10 protein-coding genes are annotated in these 14,723 nt (G+C 69.3%); 3 read left to right on the forward strand and 7 right to left on the reverse strand.

The features are described 5' to 3' along the window. Window positions 1-126: 126 nt before the first annotated feature. Genes ACIBSW_RS10845 through ACIBSW_RS10860 form a run of 4 tightly spaced genes read right to left on the reverse strand, consistent with a single transcriptional unit; the run spans window position 127 to window position 5,697 of the window. Window positions 127-2,538 (reverse strand): TIM-barrel domain-containing protein, encoded by a 2,412-nt coding sequence (locus ACIBSW_RS10845; RefSeq protein WP_354726198.1) that lies wholly within the window; start codon window positions 2,536-2,538, stop codon window positions 127-129. A 26-nt stretch (window positions 2,539-2,564) separates the two neighbouring features. Next, a complete protein-coding gene (locus ACIBSW_RS10850; RefSeq protein WP_354726196.1) occupies window positions 2,565-3,386 on the reverse strand; it encodes a carbohydrate ABC transporter permease in 822 nt (273 codons plus the stop codon). Further along, window positions 3,386-4,324 (reverse strand): carbohydrate ABC transporter permease, encoded by a 939-nt coding sequence (locus tag ACIBSW_RS10855; protein WP_404799297.1) that lies wholly within the window; start codon window positions 4,322-4,324, stop codon window positions 3,386-3,388. The genes ACIBSW_RS10850 and ACIBSW_RS10855 overlap by 1 nt, the downstream gene beginning before the upstream one ends. Continuing rightward, entirely contained in the window at window positions 4,324-5,697 is a 1,374-nt protein-coding gene (locus ACIBSW_RS10860; RefSeq protein WP_354725673.1) for an extracellular solute-binding protein, read from the reverse strand. The genes ACIBSW_RS10855 and ACIBSW_RS10860 overlap by 1 nt, the downstream gene beginning before the upstream one ends. 107 nt (window positions 5,698-5,804) lie before the next feature. Between ACIBSW_RS10860 and ACIBSW_RS10865 the strand changes: the two genes are divergently transcribed. The 3 genes from ACIBSW_RS10865 to ACIBSW_RS10875 all read left to right on the forward strand — a co-directional run bounded on the left by ACIBSW_RS10865 (window position 5,805) and on the right by ACIBSW_RS10875 (window position 10,279). Further along, window positions 5,805-6,884 carry a LacI family DNA-binding transcriptional regulator gene (locus ACIBSW_RS10865; RefSeq protein WP_354725675.1) on the forward strand — a complete coding sequence of 360 codons (1,080 nt, stop codon included), beginning with the start codon at window positions 5,805-5,807 and terminating at the stop codon, window positions 6,882-6,884. A 173-nt stretch (window positions 6,885-7,057) separates the two neighbouring features. Continuing rightward, on the forward strand, window positions 7,058-9,562 hold the full coding sequence (locus tag ACIBSW_RS10870) for a choice-of-anchor D domain-containing protein (protein WP_354725677.1): 2,505 nt from the start codon (window positions 7,058-7,060) through the stop codon (window positions 9,560-9,562). Between the two features lie 78 nt (window positions 9,563-9,640). After that, on the forward strand, window positions 9,641-10,279 hold the full coding sequence (locus tag ACIBSW_RS10875; RefSeq protein WP_354725679.1) for a class I SAM-dependent methyltransferase family protein: 639 nt from the start codon (window positions 9,641-9,643) through the stop codon (window positions 10,277-10,279). Between the two features lie 64 nt (window positions 10,280-10,343). On the opposite strand, the gene ACIBSW_RS10880 is transcribed toward ACIBSW_RS10875, so the two are convergent. From ACIBSW_RS10880 to ACIBSW_RS10890, 3 genes are all read right to left on the reverse strand, one after another. Next, window positions 10,344-11,747, reverse strand: a complete 1,404-nt coding sequence (locus tag ACIBSW_RS10880) for an alpha-amylase family protein (protein WP_354725681.1) — start codon at window positions 11,745-11,747, stop codon at window positions 10,344-10,346. 18 nt (window positions 11,748-11,765) lie between these two features. Continuing rightward, a complete protein-coding gene (locus ACIBSW_RS10885) occupies window positions 11,766-13,187 on the reverse strand; it encodes a glycoside hydrolase family 76 protein (RefSeq protein ID WP_354725682.1) in 1,422 nt (473 codons plus the stop codon). A 246-nt stretch (window positions 13,188-13,433) separates the two neighbouring features. Continuing rightward, window positions 13,434-14,444: a LacI family DNA-binding transcriptional regulator gene (locus ACIBSW_RS10890; RefSeq protein WP_354725683.1), complete on the reverse strand. Its 1,011-nt coding sequence runs from the start codon at window positions 14,442-14,444 to the stop codon at window positions 13,434-13,436. Between the last annotated feature and the right edge of the window lie 279 nt (window positions 14,445-14,723).

The raw sequence follows: 14,723 nt of genomic DNA on the forward strand, positions 1-14,723 counted from the left end.
TGTCACGGCTGCGGTGACCAGCTTTGAGGAACGAGGCCATGGTGCACAACACGCCCAGTCGGGAGCGAGCAGTATGCGCAGGGATGCCGGTTCGTGGCGGTGAACGTTGGGCAATCTGTACAGCGATCAGAGGGTGAAGCTCGCGTCGAAGTCACCGCCGTCGTTGCCGAACCGCACGCGCGCGCCGGTCACCGGGTGGTCGGCGCCGTCGACCCGGACCTCGCGCGGGTGCGCGCCGCGGATCACCAGGACGAATTCCTCGCGGACGAACTCGGGATAGCCGTCGCCGCTGGTGCGCGCCGCCACGGTCACCGTGCGCCCGGCGCGGGTCAGGGTGAAGACGGTACGCAGCAACGCGCCGTCCTCGGCGGCGGTGGTGACGCCGTCGTCCTCGACCAGCAGCGATTCGTGGGTGCCGTCGCCGGCCGGCACCACCACGTGCAGCTCCGTGGCGCGGGGCTGGTACCCGTCGGCGTGCTCGGGCGCGTGCGGCCACATCGGGATCACCGCGCCGCCCCGGGCGTACAGCGGGATCCGGTCCATCGGTGTCGCCGCGGTCACGAAGCCCGGCCCGGTCAGGACCGTCCCGTCGTACCAGTCGACCCAGGTGCCCGCCGGCAGGTACACCCGCCGCTCGGTCGTCCCCGCGGCCATGACCGGCGCGACCAGCAGGTCCGGGCCGAACAGATACTCGTCGTCCACGTCCCGGGCCAGCGGGTCGTCCTGATGGTCGAAGACCAGGGGCCGCTGCACCGGCGCGCCCGTCCGGCTCGCCTCCACGAACGCCGCGTACAGGTACGGGATCAGCCGGTAGCGCAGCCGGACCGCCTCGCCGACCAGGTTCGCCACCAGCGGTCCGAAGGACCAGGCGTACTGGTCGACATGCATGATCGCCGAGTGGTTGCGGCAGAACGGCGTCAGCACCCCGTACTGCATCCAGCGCAGGAACAGTTCGGCGTTCGCGTCGCCCATGAACCCGCCGACGTCGGCCCCGACGAACGCCTGCCCGCTCAGCCCGAGGCCCGCGGCCATCGGCATGCTCATCGCCAGGTGATCCCAGCGGGACACGTTGTCGCCCATCCAGTTCGCGGCGTACCGCTGGATCCCCGCCGACCCGGCCCGCGACAGCACGAACGGGCGCCGGTCCGGGTGCTCCGCGCGCATGCCCTCCACGGTCGCCATCGCCATCAGCAGCGCGTACTGGTTGTGGAACCGCTCGTGTGAGTGCCGGCCGCGATCGAACCGCATGGCCCGCGGGTCGACCGCCCCCGTGGCCGGCTCGTTCATGTCGTTCCAGATCCCGGACACCCCGGAGCGCACGTGCTCGGCGTTCAGCCGGCCCCACCATGTCCGGGTCTCCGGAAGCGTGAAGTCGGGGAACGCCGTGTCGCCGGGCCAGACCTGGCCCAGGAACACCCCGCCCCCTTCGGTACGGCACAGCAGGTCGGCCTTCTCCGCCTCGTCGAACACCCGGTACCCGGGTTCGTGCTTGACGCCCGGATCCACGATCGTCACCAGCCGGTACCCCGCGTCCGCCAGCCGGCACAGCATCGCCGCCGGGTCGGGGAACCGCTCCGGGTCCCAGGTGAACACCCGATAGCCGTCCATGTGCTCGATGTCGAGCCACAGGCCGTCGCAGGGGATCTCCTCCCGGCGGTGCCGGCGGGCCAGCGCCTCGACGTCGGCCTGGGTGTACGCGAACCACCGGCACTGCTGATATCCCAGCGACCACACCGGCGGGACCGCGATCCTTCCGGTCAGCCACGTGTACGCGGCCAGGATGTCCGGCATCCGGGGACCGGCGAAGACGTACTCCACGTACTGGCCGCCGTCGAACCGGATCGAGTACTCCCCCGGCACGGAGAAGTCGTAGTGGGACCGGTAGGGATTGTCGACGAACGAGCCGGCCGTCGCCCCCGAGGCGGCGTCCAGGTGATAGAAGAACGGAATGGAGACGTAGTACGGATCGAACTCCGTACCCCTCGGGTCCGCCCGCGGATCCGCCTCCGCCCGCACGGCGGCGAACTCGCCCGAGGCGCGCGGGTCCAGGACGTCGACGTTCCACAGCGCGAAATCGCGCCCGCGCCGGTTCAGCCGGCCGGTCTTCTCACCCAGGCCGTAGATCGCGTCGGCGCCGCGGCACCGGCGGCGGATCACGAACGCGTCGTTCAACGTCGCGTACGCCCCGGCGTCGTCCGCGCCGACCGCGACCGGCGAGCCGTCCGGGCGGTGCACGTCCAGCCGGAACGGGGCCAGGCCCAGGGTGACCACCAGCCGCGAGGTCCGCAGCCGCACGACGTTCCCGCCGTCCGACTCCTCCACCGTGAACGGCACCTCCGCGGCCAACGGGTCCACGCACACCGCGTGTGACGGCTGCTCCTCGAAGACACCGCCCCGGCTGATCGCGAACCGCACGACATCCGGGCGGACGACGTCGACGCTGAGCCGCTCGCCGTGCAGCCGGGCCGACAGCCCCTGTGCGCTCACCTCCACTGCGTCGACACGGGTGAAGGTGCGGAAATACTGAGCGTCGGACACGCCTGGCCTTCCTTTGACGGTGGGTTTCAGCCCTTGACGGCGGCGCTGGCCGCCCCGGCGATGAAGCGCTTCTGGAAGATCACGTAGACGATGACGACGGGGACGATCGACACCGTCGTCGCCGCGAACAGGCCGCCGTAGTCGGTGCTGTACTGCCCGCTGAACGTGGTCAGGCCCACCGCGAGCACCTGCTTGGACGGGGTGCTGAGCATGAGGTACGGCCACAGGTAGTCCTCCCAGACCCAGAGGAACTGGAAGATGGCCAGCGCCGAGATCGCGTTGACGCTCATCGGGGCCACGATGCGGTGGAAGATGTACAGCTCGGAGGCGCCGTCGATCCGGGCGGCCTCGAGGATCTCGTCCGGCACGTTGTCCATGCTCTGGCGCATCATGAAGATGCCGAAGGAGCTGATCGCCGCCGGGATGACGATCGACGCGTAGCTGTCCTGCAGTCCGGCGCCGGTGAACATCGTGTAGCGCGGGATCAGGACGACGGCCCAGGGGATCATCATGGTCGCCAGGACCACCGCGAACAGCGCGCCGCGGCCCCGGAAGCGGTACTTGGCGAAGACGTACCCGCCGAGCAGGCTGGTGTACACGGCGATCGCGGTGATCACTATCGAGAGCATCAGCGAGTTGCCGAGCAGCCGCACCGCGTCGAAGTTCTCCTGGATCGACCGGTAGTTCTCCAGCGTCCAGACGTGCGGCAGCAGGTGCTGATCGACCGCGGAGATCTCGTCGGCGCTCTTGAAGCTGGACAGCAGCATCCACACGAACGGAAAGATCGTTACGGCCGCGACGGCCAGCAGGGCACCGTGCAGGCAGAGGGCGGCGATCCGGCGTTGCATCAGCGGGCCTTTCCGCGCAGCGGGCCGCTCTGTGCCCGGAACAGCAGCAGGGTCAGCACGGCGGTGCCGACGAAGAGCACGAACGCGGCGGCCGACGCGTAGCCGAAGTCGTACCTCTCGAACGCCTGCTGATAGATCAGGTACGAGATCAGGCTGGTCGAGTCGCCCGGGCCGCCGTCGGTCAGGACCAGGACCTGCACGAAGGCCTGCAGGTACCCGATCATCGAGGTTACGACGACCAGCAGGGTCGTCGGGCGCAGCATCGGCCAGATCACCCGGCGGAACCGCGCCCAGGCGCCGGCGCCGTCCACCTCCGCCGCCTGCAGCACGTCCGTGCGCAGCGAGTACAGCCCGGCGAGGTAGAGGATCACCGCGAACCCGAAGTCCTTCCAGATCGTCATCACCATGACGGCGAGCAGCGCGAAGCGGCTGTCGTAGAGCCAGTTGACGTCGAGCCCGAGGATCGAGTTCACCGCGCCGAACTGCGGGTGGTACATCAGCCGCCAGACGTACGCCACCGCGACCAGCGGCGTCACCGTCGGCAGGTAGTAGAGGGTGCGGAACAGGGTCTTGGTGCGGGTCAGCCGCGAGTAGATCGCGTAGGCGAGCGCCATGCCGAGGACTACCCGGCCGAGGATCGCGCCCACCATGAAGACGACGGTGTTGGCCGACGAGGTCCAGAACACCGGATCGTCGAACAGCCGCCGGTAGTTCGCCGTGCCGACCCATTCGTAGGTGCCGTTGAGCGGGTTCCAGTCGTGCAGGCTGCCCAGCAGCGCGGCCACGATCGGCCAGGCCACCAGGGCGAGGATCGCCACGATGATCGTGGTGACGACGACCAGGCGCAGCGGGCGCTCCCCGCGGGTGACCGGGGTTCCGCGCCGCCGCCCCGGCGCGGAGCGGAGCGGCGGCGGCGCGGATTCGACGGTGGTGGCCATCAGGGCCCGGGCACGTACGCGGGGTACAGCCGCTCGGCGGACTGGAAGTCCTTGCCCGCCAGATCGGTGGTGATCTTCTGCTGCGCCGCGGTGAGCGCCTTGGCCGGATCGACCTTGTTGTAGAGGATGTCCTGCCACATCTTGGTGAAGTTGTCCTCGAACGTGGACGGGATGGTCCCCGGCCAGATGTAGCGGTTGATGTCGCCGTAGGCCCGCAGCGCGGGGTCGGCCTCGATGTCGGCGTCGCCGGCCAGCGGCTTGTACGCCGGGAAGACGCCGTAGCTCAGGGCGAGCGCCTTCATGCCGGCCTTGTCGGTGAGGTAGAACTTCAGGAAGTCCTGCGCGGCGGCCTGCTGGTCGGCCGGGGCGTTCCGGTTGATGCCCAGGGTCGACTCGCCGTTGTAGCGGTCGAAGGCGTACGGCGTCGTGCCGGCGGTGGGCACCGGGGTGCGGAAGACCCCGAACTTGATCTTCGGGAAGTCGGACCGCAGGGTGCCCTCGTACCAGCCCCAGGCGTAGACCATGGCGGTCTGCCCCTGCCCGAAGCTGGTGGTGGCCTCGGTGCCGAAGTCCTTCGAGCCGCTGCCGTCCGCGTACAGCTGCAGGAAGCGCTGGATGACCTGCAGGTTCGCGGGATTGTCGACGGTCGGCGTCTTGCCGTCGGCGGCGAACATGTTCTGACCGAGCTGATAGGCCATGCCGGACTGGAAGGCGCTGAACGAGGCGTTGAAGTTGAATCCCGCCTGCTTGAGCTTCGCGCCCTCGCGCACGGTGAGCTTCTTCGCCACCGCGCTGAACTGGTCCCAGGTCTCCGGGATGTCGGCGTCGGTCAGGCCCGCCTTGGACCACATGTCCTTGTTGTAGTAGATGGCCCCGCTCATCAGGCCCAGATCGATGTAGTGGACCTTCCCGTCGATCACGTGCGACTTGGCGTTGGTGTAATCCGCCGCCAGCGCCTCGACGGGCACGTCGTACGGCGCCATGTACTTGATGATGTTGTCGTGCTCGCTGTTGTGGACGTTGAAGATCGCGGGCCCCTTCGTGCCCTGTAGCTGCAGCGGCAGCTTCGTCCAGTAGTCCTCCCACGGCTGGTTGACCAGCGTGATGTCGACGTTCGGGTGGATCTTTTGGTACGCGTCGGCGAACGCCTGCATCTGCGGGATGTTCCCCCAGGCCCACCAGTCGAGATGGATCGGTTTCCCGTCGTTGACCAAGGTGTTCGGGTCGTACTTCAGATTCACGCCGACGACCGGCAGCCCCTTGTCCGGCGTGGTGTCCTTCACCCCGTCGCCGTCGGAGGAGTCACCGGAGCAGGCTGCCAACATAAGGACGCTCGCCGCCAGGACGGCTGTCAATGTGCGCGTGGTCTTCATGGAACCTCCGCAGGAATTGCCCGATGGGCATTCGAATTGCGATTAAGGTTTACCGGTATACTCGGGCACGCTAGCCCGGTCGCAGGCCGACGTCAAGATGGTGTTCGATGTCTGAGAGGGCCGCCGCCGCCCGGGCGCAGGAAGGACGAGAGATGCCGACGCTCCAGGACGTCGCCCGCGAGGCGGGGGTCTCGAAGATGACGGTCTCCAACGTGCTCAACGGGCACCGGGACCGGGTCTCCCCCGCCACCATCGCCCGGGTGATGGAGGTCGTCGGCCGGCTCGGCTACGTGCGCAACGCCACGGCCCGGTCACTGAGCGCGCGGCGCTCGAACCTCGTCGCCCTCGCCTTCCCCGGACGCGACACCGGCGGGATCGAACCCCTGATGAACCCGCACGACTCGCTGTTCCTCGGCGAGGTCGAGGCGCACGTCACCGAGGCCGGCCTCTACCTGATGGCGCACTCGGTGAACAGCGTGGAGTCCACCGCCAACAGCCTGCGCTCCTGGAACGTCGACGGGGCGATCTTCCTGGGCACCCGGGCGGACGAGGTCGCCGCGCTGCACCGGGCCTACGAGGCGCCGATGGTCTTCATCGACAACCACGGCACCTCGCCGCAGATCAGCAACGTCGGCATCGAGGACCGGCTCGGCGGGCGCCTCGCCGGCCGCCGCCTGGTCGAGGCCGGGCACCGCCGGATCGGCTTCGTCGGCCCGGCGTTCGACGAGCCCGGCGTCGTCCGCGAGCGGCACGCCGGCTTCGCGCAGGCGCTGGCGGAGGCCGGGCTGGAGCTGCGGCCGGAGCACGTGGTGCGGTGCAACGCGAGCTTCGACGCGGCCGTCGACGCGGCGCGGCAGGTGCTGGCGGCGCCCCAGCGGCCGACGGCGGTCTTCGCCACCGCGGACATCATCGCCGCGGGCCTGCTCAAGGGCTTCGTGCGGGCCGGATGCCCGGTGCCGGACCAGATGTCGATCATCGGGTTCGACGACCTGGAGGTCGCCCGGCACGTCACTCCCGAGATCACCACGCTGCACCAGGACATCCCGGGCAAGGCCCGCGCGGCGGTCGAGGTCCTGCTGGCCCAGCTCGCGCAGTGGCCGACGGTGCGGTCCGAGCGACGCGTGCTGGGCGTCACGCTCATCGAACGCGGCTCCGTCGGGCCGCCGCCTGCTATACCGATAAACTAACTCTTGCACCGTCCTCTCGGACGGTCTACGTTGAATCCGCTCGCTCCTTGCCGTGCCGCAACGTGCTTATCCGCCGCTGCGATGTCACCCGATGCCGAGCTCATTCTTCGGCGATTTCATGCGTTCCCAGTCAACGGGCGAGCTGACCTTCCCCATTCTCGGAAAGGCAGTCGATGAAAACGTCCCGCGGTACTGCCCTGTCCACGTCACTCGCGTTATGTGCCGCCGGCCTCTGCCTGGCCGCCCCGGCGAACGCCGCGCCCCCGCCCACGCCGGCGACGGTCGCCGGGCTACCCGCACCCGCGACCGCCGGCCGGGGCGCCACCGTCGGTTTCACCGAATACGAGGCCGAGAACGCCGCCACCAACGGCAGCCCGGTGCTCTCCGACCACACGTACACGACGATCGCCGCCGAGGCCTCCGGCCGGCGCGCGGTCAGGCTCGCCGCCAAGCACGAGTACGTCGAGTTCACCCTGGCCAAGCCGGCCGACGCCGTCACCGTGCGGTACTCGGTGCCGGACAGCGCGGACGGCAGGGGCGCGGACTCCACGCTCGGCGTCTACTCCGGCGGCCGCCGGCTGGCCTCGCTGGCGACCACGTCGCGGTACGGCTGGTACTACGGCTCCTATCCGTTCACCAACGTCCCCGCGCAGGGCACCCCGCATCACTTCTTCGACGAGGCCCGGGTGCGGCTCGGCCGGACCCTGCCGGCCGGATCCCGCGTCCGGCTCCAGGTCGGCGCGGCCGACGCCGCCGCCTGGTACGTCATCGACCTGGCGGACTTCGAGACCGTTGCGCCGCCGCGGGCCCGGCCGGCCGGCTCGCTGCCGGTGACCGCCTACGGCGCCGACCCGACCGGCGCCGCCGACTCCTCGGACGCCTTCGACGCCGCGATCGCCGCGGCGTCCGCGGCGGGCCGTCCGGTGTGGATTCCGGAAGGCACGTTCAAGGTCAGCCGGCACCTCATCGTCGACAAGGTGACGATGACCGGCGCCGGCCAGTGGTACTCCGTGCTGACCGGCGACAACGTCGGCGTCTACGGCAGGGCGCCGGCGGACGGCGGCAGCTCCGGCGTCGTCCTGTCGCACTTCGCGATCCTCGGCGAGGTCACCGAGCGGAACGACAACGCGCAGGTCAACGGCATCGGCGGCGCGCTGAACTCGTCGACCGTGTCGGACCTGTGGATCCAGCACTCCAAGGTCGGCGCCTGGCTGGACGGGCCGATGCGCGGCCTCACCCTGAGCCGCCTGCGGATCCTCGACCAGACCGCGGACGGCGTGAACTTCCACCGGGGTGTCGTCGACTCCGTGGTGGAGAACAGCTTCGTCCGCAACACCGGCGACGACGGGCTGGCGATGTGGTCGGACACCGACGCCGACGCCGGCAACGCGTTCCGCGACAACACCGTGATCAGCCCGATCCTGGCGAACAACATCGCGATCTACGGCGGCCGGGACAACACCGTCACCCGAAACGTGGTGGCCGACACGGTGACCCAGGGCGGCGGCCTGCACGTCGGCAACCGGTTCAACTCGGTGCCGCTGGCCGGGACGACGACGATCTCCAGGAACACGGCGATCCGGGCCGGCGTCCTGGATCAGTTCTGGAAGACCGGGCTCGGCGCGCTCTGGTTCTGGGCGGCCGACTCGCCGATCACCGGCGCGATCGCCGTCTCCGACACGAACCTGATCGACAGCGCCTACGAGGCCGTGCAGACCCATGGCCTGAGCATCACCGGGTTGTCGCTGACGAACGTCGACATAGCCGGCGCCGGCACGTTCGCCGTGCAACTGGAGTCGCCCGGCAGCGCCACCTTCACCAGGGTGCGCGCGGCCGGCCTCGGCGCCGGCGGCACCTACGACTGCGGCTCCGGCTCCGGCTTCACCATCACCCAGGGACCGGGCAATTTCGGCTGGCAGGACGCGAGCTGCGGCTTCCCGCCGCCCGGACCGCTGCTGCTCGACCCGGCGTCCGTCGACTTCGGGCAGGTCACGGCCGGCAGCACCGGGGAGCCGAGGATCGTGAGGATCGTCAACCCGACGCGCAGGCCGGTGACCATCCGGTCGGTCACCGTCACCGGCGACTACACCCGCACGACGACCTGCCCGGCCCGCCTGGCCCCGCGCGCCTCGTGCACGGCGAGCATCACCTTCGCGCCCACCCGGGCCGGCTCACGACCGGGCACCTTGACCGTCACCGGGGCGGCAAGCGCCTCGCAGCAACTGGTCGCGCTGACCGGCGACGGCCTGTCCGCCACGGGCGACTTCGCCGAGGGCCGGCCGGTGACGGTCACCAGCATCATCGACGGCTGGAACCCGAACTCGCTGACCGACGGCAACGCCGACACGTTCTGGGAGGCCAAGCCGGGCGTCTTCCCGGCCGCCGCCACCATCGACATCGAGAGCGCGGTCAGCGTCGGCCGGGCGGTGCTCCAGCTCCCGGACAACCCGGCCTGGGGCTCGCGCACCGAGACGATCGAGCTCCAGGGCAGCACGGACGGCAGCACGTTCGAGACCCTGCTGCCGCCCACCCCGGTGCTCCTGGACGCGGTCAACGCCCACAACACAGCGACCGTCACGTTCGCCCCGGCCACCGTCCGCTGGTTCCGGCTCGTCATCAGCGCCAACACCGGCTGGAACGCGGCACAGCTCGCGGAGGTCCATCTCTACGCCTCCTGAGGTTCGCCTTCCGGGGATGGTTGCCCGCCGGTCCGGTCCGGGCGGCGGGCAACCTCGCCGAATGGCAGGCTCAGCTCCATGCACGACGGCAAGGACTGGTACGCCTGGCACATCCCCTACACCGATTCCGGCTCGCCGCTGGCCCAACGGCTGGGGCTGGTCCAGCAGCACATCGCCGAGTGGCTTGACGAGCGGTCGGGCGAACCTCTGTCCGTGGTGAGCATGTGCGCCGGTCAAGGCCACGACATTCTGACCGTGCTGTCCTCGCGCCGGGACGCGGGACGAGTCAGCGCGACGCTGATCGAGTACGACCCGCGTAACGTCGCCGTGGCCCGCGCCAGAGTGGTCGTCGAGGACCTCGGCAAGGTCACCGTCCTGGAGGCCGACGCCGGTGACCTTGCCTCATACTCGAATGCGGTGCCCGCCGACTTGGTGATCATGGCAGGAGTCCTCGGCAATATCGGCAACGCCGACGCCCGCGCCACCATCCACGCGCTGCCGCGGCTCTGCGCCGCCGGCGCCACGGTGATCTGGACCAGGACACGGCGGGCGCCCGACCTGACTCCGACGATTCGAACCTGGTTCGCCGACGCAGGCTTCACCGAAGAGGCCTTCACCGCACCAGCCGGCGTGTTGTTCTCCGTGGGAGTTCACCGCTTCACCGGCGCACCGCTGCCCCTGGCCGCGAACGGCAGAATCTTCCAATTCATCCGATGACGGGGCGATCCACGGCTCGAGACCTCTGGAGATCGGAGGTCACGAGCCGTGCCGAGCCGACAGATCAGCAGGTCGCGCCGACGTAGAGGGCGAGGGCGTTGCCGGCGGCGACCGTCGCGGTGAAGCGGCCGTCGCTGCCGACGGTGTACCTGGTGCCGCGATGCTGCACGTCGCAGTACGACCCGGCCGCCAGCCCGGTGCCGAACGTCTGCGTGATGGCGGCACCCTCGTGGTTGATGACGACGTAGCCCCGGTTAGCCCGGCCGAAGGCGATGGCGTTGTTGCCGTTGCTCCACCAGTTGGTCACGGCGGTGCCCCGGACGGCGTTGCGGAAGCCCACCATTCCCGCGATCTCCGGCCAGGCGTGCTGGCACTTCCAGCCCTGCGTGTAACAGGCGTTCACCACGCCGGCGTTGGGCGGCCCCTGATCGAAGGAGGAGAACTCGTAACCCGAGAAGACGTTCGGCGACCCGTACGGCCAGGCGAGCAGGAAGACGTTGGCCAGGGTGTAGGTGGACCCCCAGGTGTAGTTGAGGGTGCTTCCGTTGCGCTCGGTGTCCCAGTTGTCGACGAAGGTGCGGGATCTGTCGCCGGCCAGGTAGCCGGCGCCCCACGCGGTGCCCCAGTTCTGCAGGTAGGCCAGCCGCTCCGCGGTGAAGATCCGCTTGAGGTCGTAGGCGCCCTGGAAGATGTCCGCGTCGCCGGTGCCGAGGTACTCGCTCGCCTGCACGACGTGGCCCGCGCCGCCGGCGACCTCCTGCACCCAGAAGATGCCGGGGTTGCTGAGCCGTGACTTGACGGCCGCCAGGTCGGAGGCGGCCATCAACTCGGCCGCGTCGATCCTGAAGCCGTCGACGCCCAGCGCGATCAGGCTGTTCAGGTAGCCGGCGATCGCCGAGCGCACGTAGTCACTGCCGGTGTTGAGATCGGCCAGGCCGACGAGCTCGCACTGCTGCACGTTGTTCCGGTCGGCCCAGTTGGTGATGTTCGCACGGCACGAATGGAAGTCCTGGTCCTGGTAAAGGCCGGGGTAGTTGTATTTGGTGTAGGCGGTACCGCCCGACCCGACGCCGGAACCCATCGTCATGTGATTGATGACCGCGTCCACGATCACCCTGACGCCGGCGGCGTGGCAGGTGTTCACCATGCTCCTGAAGGAGTTGACGTCGCCGAGCCGGCCGATGACCCGGTAACTCACCGGCTGGTACGAGGTCCACCACTGCGGCCCCTGGATGTGCTCCTGCGGCGGCGAGGTCTCCACATAGCCGTAGCCGGAGGGGCCCAGGGTGGTGGTGCACGCACTCGCGATCGAGGCGAAGTTCCACTGGAAGAGGGTGGCCGTGACGTCCTTGGCCCCGGGCGGGGCGGCGGCGGCTCGGGAATGATCCATCACTGGCGTCAGGGCGGCCGAGCCGATCGCCGCGGCGGCTATCCACGCGGCGGTTCTGCGAAACGCGACTGTTCTCATTGCTTCGTCCTTCCGAGGTCAGCTGCGGGACCATTTCTGGTTGGCGCCGCCGTTGCAGGTCCAGATCGCCAGCGCGGTGCCGTTTGCCGTGCCGTGCCCGGTGGCGTCGAGGCACTTGCCCGAGGCCACCCCGACGACCGTGCCGTCGGCGTTCACCGTCCATTGCTGGTTCGTGCCGCCGTGGCAGTCATAGATCAGTACGGACGTGCCGTCGGCCGTGCCACCGGCGTTCACGTCGAGGCACTTGATCCCGTACACGCGCAGGAGACCGCCGGTCGCCACCCAGTGCTGGTTGAGGCCGCCGTTGCAGTCCCAGAGCGTGACCACCGTGCCGTTGGCGCGGCCGGCGCCGGGCACATCGGCGCATCGGCCCGACTCCTGCCCGCGCAGTACACCGGCGCCGGTGGCGCCGATCGCCGCGACCAGGGCGGCCGCGGCGCTGGCCTGGGTGTTGTAGGTCCACAGCGCGAACGGGCCGACGAAGGAGTTGCCCTGCTGTCCCGCGCCGTCGGTGTTGTTGGCCAGGATGGAGTCGGCGGTGGTGTTGAGGAACCCGTCGTACTCGGTGGTGCGGGCCGCGGTGGCCAGCGCGCGCAGGTAGCGGGCGAAGATGCCCTTGAACGACTGGCCGTCGCCGGTGCAGTTCGGATCGCAGCCCTCGAAGAGCACGCCGGTGCGGTTGAAGTGCCGGGTCGCCGCCGTCGCGATCGAGCGGGCCGTGGTGAGCAGGCCGGTGTCGCCGGTGGCCCGCGACAGCTCGACCAGTCCTTGCAGGACGACGCCCTGGTTGTAGGTGTAGGTGGCGTTGTTGAACGAGCAGTTGCCCACGTTGAGCCCGTCGCGGACCAGGTCGGCGCCGATCAGGCCGGTGCCTCTCAGCCAGTTCCACTCGGCGTTCGCCCAGCCGAGGTAGGTGGTGTCGCCGGGGATCCGGTTGTGCAGCCCGGCCGTCGCCGCCAGAAACAGCTCGTTGGCGATCGACGCCTTGTACTGCTTGTCGGTCCGCCAGTAGACGCCGCCGCCGCACGTCGTGTCCCAGTAGTCGTGCATGTACCTGGTGGTGGTCTCGGCCATGCTGAGGTAGTTCCGGTTGCCGGTGATGTCGTAGGCCTGCAGCCAGACCAGCGCCCACCACCCGGTGTCGTCGATGTACTCGTTGGTGAAGTCGGTGTTCTTGGCGAAGGCCTCCGAGATGGCGTAGTCGTACTGGGTGTCGCCGGTCGCCTGGCGGTAGGTCATGACCGTGCTCAGCGCGACCGCGCCGGTCCACCAGCCGCCGCCGATCCGGCCGGTGCCGGCGTCGTAGGACTTCATCAGGACCGCGATGCTGGACGAGGCCGGGGACGCGGCGGCGGCGCTGTCCGCGATTCCGACCGCCGCGCCCAGTCCGAGTAACACGGCTGCGGCGCCCGTGAGCAGGCGCCTGGATCTTGTGCCCATGAGGCTTCCTTCGGGGATGTGGGGGAAGGCGCGGGGATGCCGGGGAGATCCGCACCGCGCCGGGGTAGACGTCACCGCAAGAGCAGTGACGCCCGTCCGCAAGAAGTGAACATCAGGCCGAAAAGCCGAGACATCGGCAATCAAAGATGAACGGTTACGTCTATGTCAACGTTCCCAGGAAATTCATATGAACGTTGTCATGTTTCCGGCAATCTGGCCAATCACCGTTTTTAACGATAAATCTTTCTAAAGCGGTCGAGGCAGGCCGAAGCGGCCGCGGAGCACCAGCTCGGTGGGCATGACGAGTTGCCTGTACTCGCCCGTGCCGCCGTCGATGCGGCCGAAGAGCAGCTCCGCGGCGCGCCGGCCGATCTCGACCGCGTCGTAGGTGATCAGGGCGACCGACCTCGGCAGCAGGTCGACCAGCTCGACGTCGTCGAAGCCGGCCACCGCGATGTCGCGGTCGTGCCGGTCGGTGCCGTGCAGCACGCCGACGCAGATCCGGTTGTTGTCCGCGAAGATCGCGTCGGGCGGATCGGCGCGGTTCAACAGCGACATGGCGGCCGTCGTGGCGGCCTCGACGGTGTGGTTGCCCAGGCTGACCAGGCCCGGGTCGTAGCTCAGCCCGGCGTCGGCGAGCGCCGACCGGTAGCCGGCGAGCCGGGCGGCGCCGGTGCTCACGGCAGGATCGCCGCCGATGTAGCCGATCCGCCGGTGACCCGTGGTCAGCAGGTATTCGATGGCGCGACGGGCACCGCCGACGTTGTCCAGCACGACCGAGTCGGCCGGCACCCCGTCCGGCACCCGGTCGATGAAGACCATCGGCGCCCGCCGGCTCAGCTCGGTGTGCAGGTCGCGATGGTCGTGGGCGGTCGGCACCACGAGCAGGCCGTCCACCCGGCGGCTGACCAGGTCACGCAGCAGGTCGCGTTCCCGGTGGAAGTCCTGCCCGGTGCTGCCGACGACCAGCATGTGCTGGTTGCGCCAGGCCGTCTCCTCGGCGCCGCGGGTGATGGCGGACCAGAACGGATTTCCGGGATCCTCGATGACCAGGGCGATCGTGTTGGCGGTCTGGCCGGGCCGGAGCATCCGGGCGACCTCGTTGCGATGGAAGCCCAGCTCCGCGATCGCCCGCTCGACGACGAGGCGGGTCTCGGGCCGGATGTAGCGCCCGTTGTTGATCACGCGGGAGACGGTGGAGGTACTGACTCCGGCGGCCTTCGCGACGTCGTGCATCGTGGGTTGCCGCGGTGGCACACGATCTCCTCAGCGTCGAACGTTGAGAACGCTCACAAAATCGACCTCGTCAGAGTAGCCGATAACGATTTCTGACTACGTTCCCAGAATCGCCGCCGCGAGCACTTCTGGGAACGTTGACATTTCGAAGGTGTTCATCTTTGATTGTCGATGTCTCATCGTGTTTGACCAAGGTCGGAACACCAGGCTCACCGTGACGGCATCCCCTCCGGTGCACGACGCCGGCGCCGCGCTCCGGTCAGCCACGGCCCGGGCCGCACCACCCCCAGGCGGCCCGGG

The organism is Actinoplanes sp. NPDC049668, from assembly GCF_044465445.1.
GTDB lineage: Bacteria > Actinomycetota > Actinomycetes > Mycobacteriales > Micromonosporaceae > Actinoplanes.

Coding starts and splice junctions, on each gene's coding strand:
- ACIBSW_RS10850 (WP_354726196.1), bottom strand. CDS start 3,386: ATGCAACGCCGGATCGCCGCCCTCTGCCTGCACGGTGCCCTGCTGGCC.
- ACIBSW_RS10855 (WP_404799297.1), bottom strand. CDS start 4,324: ATGGCCACCACCGTCGAATCCGCGCCGCCGCCGCTCCGCTCCGCGCCG.
- ACIBSW_RS10860 (WP_354725673.1), bottom strand. CDS start 5,697: ATGAAGACCACGCGCACATTGACAGCCGTCCTGGCGGCGAGCGTCCTT.
- ACIBSW_RS10865 (WP_354725675.1), top strand. CDS start 5,805: ATGTCTGAGAGGGCCGCCGCCGCCCGGGCGCAGGAAGGACGAGAGATG.
- ACIBSW_RS10870 (WP_354725677.1), top strand. CDS start 7,058: ATGAAAACGTCCCGCGGTACTGCCCTGTCCACGTCACTCGCGTTATGT.
- ACIBSW_RS10875 (WP_354725679.1), top strand. CDS start 9,641: ATGCACGACGGCAAGGACTGGTACGCCTGGCACATCCCCTACACCGAT.
- ACIBSW_RS10880 (WP_354725681.1), bottom strand. CDS start 11,747: ATGAGAACAGTCGCGTTTCGCAGAACCGCCGCGTGGATAGCCGCCGCG.
- ACIBSW_RS10885 (WP_354725682.1), bottom strand. CDS start 13,187: ATGGGCACAAGATCCAGGCGCCTGCTCACGGGCGCCGCAGCCGTGTTA.